Source organism: Jutongia huaianensis, assembly GCF_014384985.1.
GTDB lineage: Bacteria > Bacillota > Clostridia > Lachnospirales > Lachnospiraceae > Jutongia > Jutongia huaianensis.
In genome coordinates, this window is sequence record NZ_JACRSX010000004.1 from 164516 (window position 1) to 171030 (window position 6515).

The following is a 6515-nucleotide window of genomic DNA, read 5'->3' on the forward strand; positions in this document are numbered from 1 at the left end:
ACCATTTTTTACACCATTTTCAGCATTCTTTCAACTTTTTCTACTTCCTTCTTCTTTTCATCATCCGTCAAATGGACATACAAATTCATTGTAATGCCAATATTCGAATGACCCAGAAGCAGCTGTAGCGTCTTAGGTCGCATTCCTGCCTCAATACATCTGGTAGCATATGTATGACGAAGCGTATGCATTGAGAAAGAGTCCATCCCTGCTTTTTGTGCTAATTTAAACAACGAAGTATCATAAACAGAATTTTTGGTCGGTTCCCCTTTTCTGCAGAGGAAAACAAATTCTTTATACTGTGGATCAACATCTTTCAAAGAAAACATCTTCATCTTTTGACACTCCAAGATTCTGATGCACTCAGCCGTCATAGGAATTTCCCTGTAACCGCTTTTGCTCTTTGGCGGACCTATACGCCACTCTCCAGTAGCATGTCTGTATTCCATACTTCTCTCAATACGGATCACACCCTTCTTAAAATCAATATCAGACCACTTCAGCCCAATCATCTCTCCGGTTCGAAGTCCTGTCTGCAGCAAAAAGGCAAATTGATTATAATTGCTTGTCCCATATGCAACATCCAGAAACCGTTTTTGTTCCTCTACCGTAAGAACTCTTCGTTTCTTAGGCTTCTTACTTTGGGGAATCTTCACTGTTTTTTTAACAGGATTTCGCAATAATATATCATTTTCAACTGCGGCTTCAAACAAAGTATATAGGGTAACCCTGCACTGATAGATTGTACTTTCAGCATATTGAGGTGCCATCTCATTCAAAATCTGTTGACAATGTATTGGTTTTACATCTGCTAAATGCATCCTTCCGATATGATCTTTGATATTGTTTTCATATCGTTCTGTGTAATTTCTCCGTGTGTTCGGTCGAATAGTAGGACCTTTTACACTATTTAAGAAATAATCAAACCACGCATCCACTGTCATACTATCACCGGCAGATAGATCAGAATTCCGATCTATATACGCTGCTTCTGCCAGCCATCGACGACACTCTTGAAGTTTTTTGAAATACTTCTGTTTTCTTTTACCTCTCTTGTCAACGAATCTTGCAGTATAACGCCCATCTTTCCTTTGAGCAATTCCAACTCCAAGTTCATGACCTTTCAGGTCTTGTCCCATGTATAAGCCTCCTTTTATCCAAAGAAAAGCTCAATACAGCACATTGTATTGTACCATATTCACTCTTCTTTGTCCACAAAGAACCCGGTAGCTATATCTCCAGTTCCTTGTCAATGAAGGCTTCAAAAGCTTTCCTTTTTATCAAACGCTTTCTACCAACAAATAAAACAAATGGGCAGCGTGGATCTAGTGTAAGCTCTCTGAGCTTATTCTGTCCAATTCCGCTTAAAGCATTTGCCTCATTAATCGACAATAACAATTTTTCAGATATTCTGACTTCCTGTTTTTCTTTCGTCTTTTCTCCCATAAAATCACCTCGTAATAAATCATCATTCAACATCTGCTCTTTATTTTCTGCATAATACTAACAATGCCAGATAATGAAACAGCAAGCATCGATGTTAGTCACATAGAACAAATCATTTGTTCCTTGTTTGACTTATACATCAACAACAGACTATTTCTCATCCATGCTTTCTAAAAGACCTGATGGAATGATCTTTTCCATTTCAAGCTTATAGAGTACCAAACGAAGTATGTATTCTGGAATAACCCTATTTCCAAGTTCCCAGTCTTGGTAAGTTCGATATGGCATGTAAAAATACTTCGCCATATCCTTCTGCTTCATTCCGGATAATCTACGAGCTTCTTTTAATAATTCATATCCTTTCATATTGCCACCTTCCAATAATTTTAGCGTATAACAATATTATATACGCTATGCGTATTTTGTCAAGTGTTAATTAAATAATCTCTTGTTGATATATATAATCTCCAGTTGAAATCACCGGTTGCTGTGGTCAGCAGCACACTCTGGACTCGCACCATCTCTTATAGACCATAAAGGGAGTATCATTATCGTAGAACAGTCGCAACCACGGAATCACCACAATTCCTCTTTTGCATGGATGTTATCGCTCCCGGCATCTCACATCAGGCAGATTGATCAAATGTATATTTCATCTCCATCAATTCATCCTTACCGATCCTGGCGCATCTGCGGCACGGCGCAATGCGTAACTGTTCCCTATGTCCAGTGAAGTCATCATATTTAATTGTCGTGCTCCCCCAGAAAAAATGTTTTCCTGTGTGGACACATCTAAATTATAAATGCCTGCTTTACTCTTGCAAAGAACACATATTTCGGTTATCTTCCACGATTTATCGGTGTATCATTCAAAAGAAAAAGGTATTTTGATTATTTTTCAAAATACCCTCTACTCAGATTGAAAATCATTTCTTCCTGTTTGATCAAGTAATGCTTTTATGTAACCTTCTATACGCCCTTTCTGACGCTCAGATAATCGTCTATAATTCTTTATAATCCAAACCTCACTCCTATCTTCGAGACAAATGGTATTCTCATTATCATTAAAAAGATCTGAAGCCGGAACACCCATGCCCTTTGCTATTTTTCGTATATTACTTTCCCGCACATCATAATCTTCCTTCTGTCCCAAACTCCATAATGTGCTTTCCGGAATACCACTTCGTTTTGAAAATTCGTAGCGTGTCATACCTGTTTCCGCTAAAAATTCAAGATACTGGTTTCTAACAGATTTACTAATGGCAGACACCCCCTTTTTCCTCTGAGACAAGTATAACTTGACATAAGAAAAAGATATAGAACACATATTTCGGTGTATTTCCACGATTTATCGGCGTATTTTTTATAAAGTTCTTTGTTTTATTCAACAAATATTTTACAAAATAAAAAGAGAAAAGATGATAATTACAGTTTCGATAACCATTACTCATCTTTTCTCTCAGTTTTCCGCCAATCCCACCAAATAAGGTCGGTTTAACCATACCTAAAATAGTACAATGCACCAATTTAATAAATTGTGTTTTTTTAACTGTTTATCACATTTTCCCATCATTTTTTACTCCAATCTGTCGTTAGTGCTGTCATACCATATCTACAAAGTATCTTTTTACCATTTTTACATTTTATAAGTATGGCTATAACATACTTATAGGAGGTGGCGCTATGGCTCTCAACCCAAAACAGTTTGGCACTGTTATGAAAAATGCCCGTATGGATAAAAAACTCACACAAGCTGAATTGGCTGAAATTCTTGATCTTTCATTATCATATTTGAAAGACTTGGAGCGCTTTAAGAATACTCCCAGCCTTGAGGTTTTTGCCAAAACCATACAATATTTTAATTTATCTGCTGATACTGTAATTTATCCAGATAAAAACCTGAACAACAGTACATACCAAAAATTACAAAGACATCTACTTCAATGCGATGAGAAACAGCTTAAAACTCTCCTCGCAATCGCAGAAGCTGTCCTATCAGTCGATGACACTCGCACAGACAATTCTGATATTTAATTTTTGCTCTAATATTCAAGGTTCGTTTTGTCATAAAATGAACCTTTTCTATTATTTATTCAACTGTTCAAAAATATCATTTGCCACACTATCTTTTTCAATAATTCCCATACCACACAATAAGAACAGACAATCTATATATCCCTGACAATAAGCCTGTTGAGCCTCTAGTGATGCATTATCTTCCAAGCATTCTATCCATTTCTGAATAATTCTTTGTTCGGTTTCCTTCATATGCTTCATCCGCTCTTTTCCAATCGCCTGTATCTTTTCCAATTCATTTTTAGCATTTTTCTGTCCTGGTATCTGAATTATTGATTTTTTCGATAAATTTTCGCCACGCAATTGTTGCATAAATTTCGCCACTTGGTTCCATATCTGATCACTTTCCATATTTTCGCCTCCATTCTTGTATGTAGTATTTACATATTTAGAATTGTTACACCACACAGTTAAAAACGGATTTTAATCACAAGGCATATTTCTTACGCTTGTAATATTTTAATTATTACACGCGTAAGATAAATAGTCAAGTTTTTATTTGACTTTGTATATAGTGGGCTTTATAATAAAATATGTATATTACACTCGTAAGAATTAGGAGGTGTCTACATGAGTGCATTACCACAAATATCAGAAGCTGAATATGAAGTGATGAAAATTGTTTGGAAGTATGCTCCTATTAACACAAATGAGATTACTGAAAAACTTTTAGCAACATCTTCATGGAGTGCAAAAACTATACAAACCTTAATCAAACGCCTTGTTAATAAAGGAGTTCTGACCTACGAAAAAGATAGCCGGGTATTCGTTTATTCACCTTTAGTGAAAGAATCTGATTATATTGATCAAAAAAGTAAATCTTTTTTAGAACGATATTTTCATGGGGATATCACCGCCATGTTATCCACATATATTGAAAATGACCACTTATCCGAAACAGAACTGGAAGATTTACGCTCTCTTCTTTCCAAAAAAGATCCTACAGGAGGTTCCACGCATGGATGAATTTATAACCCATTTTTTATTATGCAATATTGTTATCAGTATTATTATTGGCATTTTTTTAGTATCCAAGTGGATCTTTAAAAACACTCTGACAAGCCGGATGCAGTATAATTTATGGTATTTTTTACTTGTTCTGCTTTTAACACCATTTTTCCCAGTACAAAGTAAACAGTTTCCTGACCTTTTTTCCTGGCTCAATCATGTAATTATATCACCGGCATTTCAAACAGATCAAAATAAAACCGTAGTCTCCCCTGCAACCCTCTCCAATTCTTCTGACTGGATGAACGAATTTACTATCTCTGTAAATTCCAGCACTCCGACAATTATCAGAAGCATTTTGTTATGTGTATGGATTGCCGGTATGTTTGTAGTGCTCGTGTTGGTACTAAAGTCCTCACTGCAATTGCGTTCTTTAAAAAGATCCGCACTTCCTCTTCAAAATACCACTATATGCAAACTATATAAACAATGTTTATTCGAGATGAAAATCACAAGGAATATCCCCATTTATAGCACTGCTTTCCTAAAAACACCTATTATTACAGGCATTTTTAAAACCAGAATTTATATGCCAATTCATCTGATATCGGATCATCAGAAAACGGATGTGCGCTATATCTTGCTGCACGAATTACAACATTATAAACACAAAGACTCTCTTGCCAATTATCTAATGTTTCTTACAGCAATACTATATTGGTTTAATCCTATCGTCTGGTATGCGTTAAAAGAAATGCGTAATGATCGAGAGATTGCCTGCGATACTTCCGTTTTAAAAATGCTTGATGAATGCGATTATGAAAAATATGGAAATACACTGATTAATTTTGCTGAGAAGATTTCCTCTTCTCCTTTTCCGTTTGCTGCAGGTCTTGGTGGAAATATCAAACAGATAAAACGGCGTATCATTAGCATTGCTTCTTATAAAAATCCCTCTTTTCATAAGAAGGCAATTGGAATTATCGCCTTTATGCTGATTACTGCTGGAATTATAAGTTTTACTCCTTTTATTTCATCCTATGCTGCTATCAACGATCAATATAACTGGAATTATTCTTCAGAAAATATAACGCAGACCGATCTTTCTTCATACTTTAAGAATTATGAAGGCAGCTTTGTTTTATTTAATTCCAATCGTGATAGCTGGACTGTGTATGACATGGAACATGCCACCCATCGTATATCTCCAGACTCCACTTATAAAATATATGATGCACTTTGGGGATTAGAGGAAAATATTATTACACCACAAAACTCCCTACTTATATGGGATGGAAAAGACTATCCTTTTGAAGCATGGAATACTGATCTGACACTAGATTCTGCTATGGCAGCCTCTGCTAACTGGTATTTCCAGACAATAGATGAACGTCTTTCCCTTACTCGTATTCAAAATTATCTAAACAAAATTGAATATGGAAATAAGAATATAATGGGCGGATTATCTTCCTATTGGCTAGAATCCACCTTAAAAATTTCTCCTGTAGAACAAGTGGAACTTCTGAAAAAATTACAAACCAACAATTTAGAATTCCATTCCAACAACCTTCAGGCAGTAAAGAATTCCATTCTTCTTTCATCTGTCAATGATAAGAAACTTTACGGGAAAACCGGTACCGGACGCATAGATGACAAAGATGTGAACGGTTGGTTCGTAGGTTATATCGAAACAACAAATAATACCTGCTTTTTTGCCACCAATATCAGTGCAAATAGTGATGCTACTGGAAATAGTGCAGCACAAATCACCATGTCTATCTTATCTGACATGAATATCTGGAGACAATAAAAATTTCACATGTCTTTTAATTATCAAAGAGATTGGATAAACATACATTATAATTCTTTACCCAATCTCTTTATTTTTTCCTTATTCCGTGAAACTTACCATAGTGTTACATCCCTTTTTTTTCAGCAATAATACCTGCTGGAAACTGATTTTCGCAATACATTTTATTTCACCCACTAGGTTAAACAAAATTTTGTTTTTTTACTGTATCATCATGCATTATCCTGTATAATGA

Annotated in this window: 8 protein-coding genes; 3 read left to right on the top strand and 5 right to left on the bottom strand. The window is 35.5% G+C overall.

Annotation, left to right across the window (positions count from 1 at the left end; genetic code table 11):
* Positions 1–8: 8 nt before the first annotated feature.
* From H8704_RS05525 to H8704_RS05540, 4 genes are all read right to left on the bottom strand, one after another.
* Entirely contained in the window at positions 9–1139 is a 1131-nt protein-coding gene (locus H8704_RS05525; RefSeq protein ID WP_249297619.1) for a site-specific integrase, read from the bottom strand.
* Between the two features lie 91 nt (positions 1140–1230).
* A complete protein-coding gene (locus H8704_RS05530) occupies positions 1231–1446 on the bottom strand; it encodes an excisionase (protein WP_022465866.1) in 216 nt (71 codons plus the stop codon).
* Between the two features lie 150 nt (positions 1447–1596).
* Positions 1597–1812: a helix-turn-helix domain-containing protein gene (locus H8704_RS05535; RefSeq protein WP_022465865.1), complete on the bottom strand. Its 216-nt coding sequence runs from the start codon at positions 1810–1812 to the stop codon at positions 1597–1599.
* Positions 1813–2356: 544 nt separating this feature from the next.
* A complete protein-coding gene (locus H8704_RS05540) occupies positions 2357–2716 on the bottom strand; it encodes a helix-turn-helix domain-containing protein (protein ID WP_118677753.1) in 360 nt (119 codons plus the stop codon).
* Between the two features lie 413 nt (positions 2717–3129).
* On the opposite strand from H8704_RS05540, the gene H8704_RS05545 reads away from it, so the two are divergent.
* Entirely contained in the window at positions 3130–3480 is a 351-nt protein-coding gene (locus H8704_RS05545; protein ID WP_118508048.1) for a helix-turn-helix domain-containing protein, read from the top strand.
* 51 nt (positions 3481–3531) lie between these two features.
* Here H8704_RS05545 and H8704_RS05550 read toward each other — a convergent pair whose 3' ends face one another.
* Positions 3532–3873, bottom strand: coding sequence for a hypothetical protein (locus H8704_RS05550; protein ID WP_022465863.1), 342 nt, complete (start codon positions 3871–3873; stop codon positions 3532–3534).
* Between the two features lie 219 nt (positions 3874–4092).
* Between H8704_RS05550 and H8704_RS05555 the strand changes: the two genes are divergently transcribed.
* The gene (locus H8704_RS05555; RefSeq protein ID WP_118508047.1) at positions 4093–4488 is read left to right on the top strand and encodes a BlaI/MecI/CopY family transcriptional regulator; all 396 of its coding nucleotides are present in this window, start codon (positions 4093–4095) and stop codon (positions 4486–4488) included.
* Positions 4481–6280 carry a BlaR1 family beta-lactam sensor/signal transducer gene (locus tag H8704_RS05560; protein WP_118677749.1) on the top strand — a complete coding sequence of 600 codons (1800 nt, stop codon included), beginning with the start codon at positions 4481–4483 and terminating at the stop codon, positions 6278–6280. The genes H8704_RS05555 and H8704_RS05560 overlap by 8 nt, the downstream gene beginning before the upstream one ends.
* Positions 6281–6515: the final 235 nt, after the last annotated feature.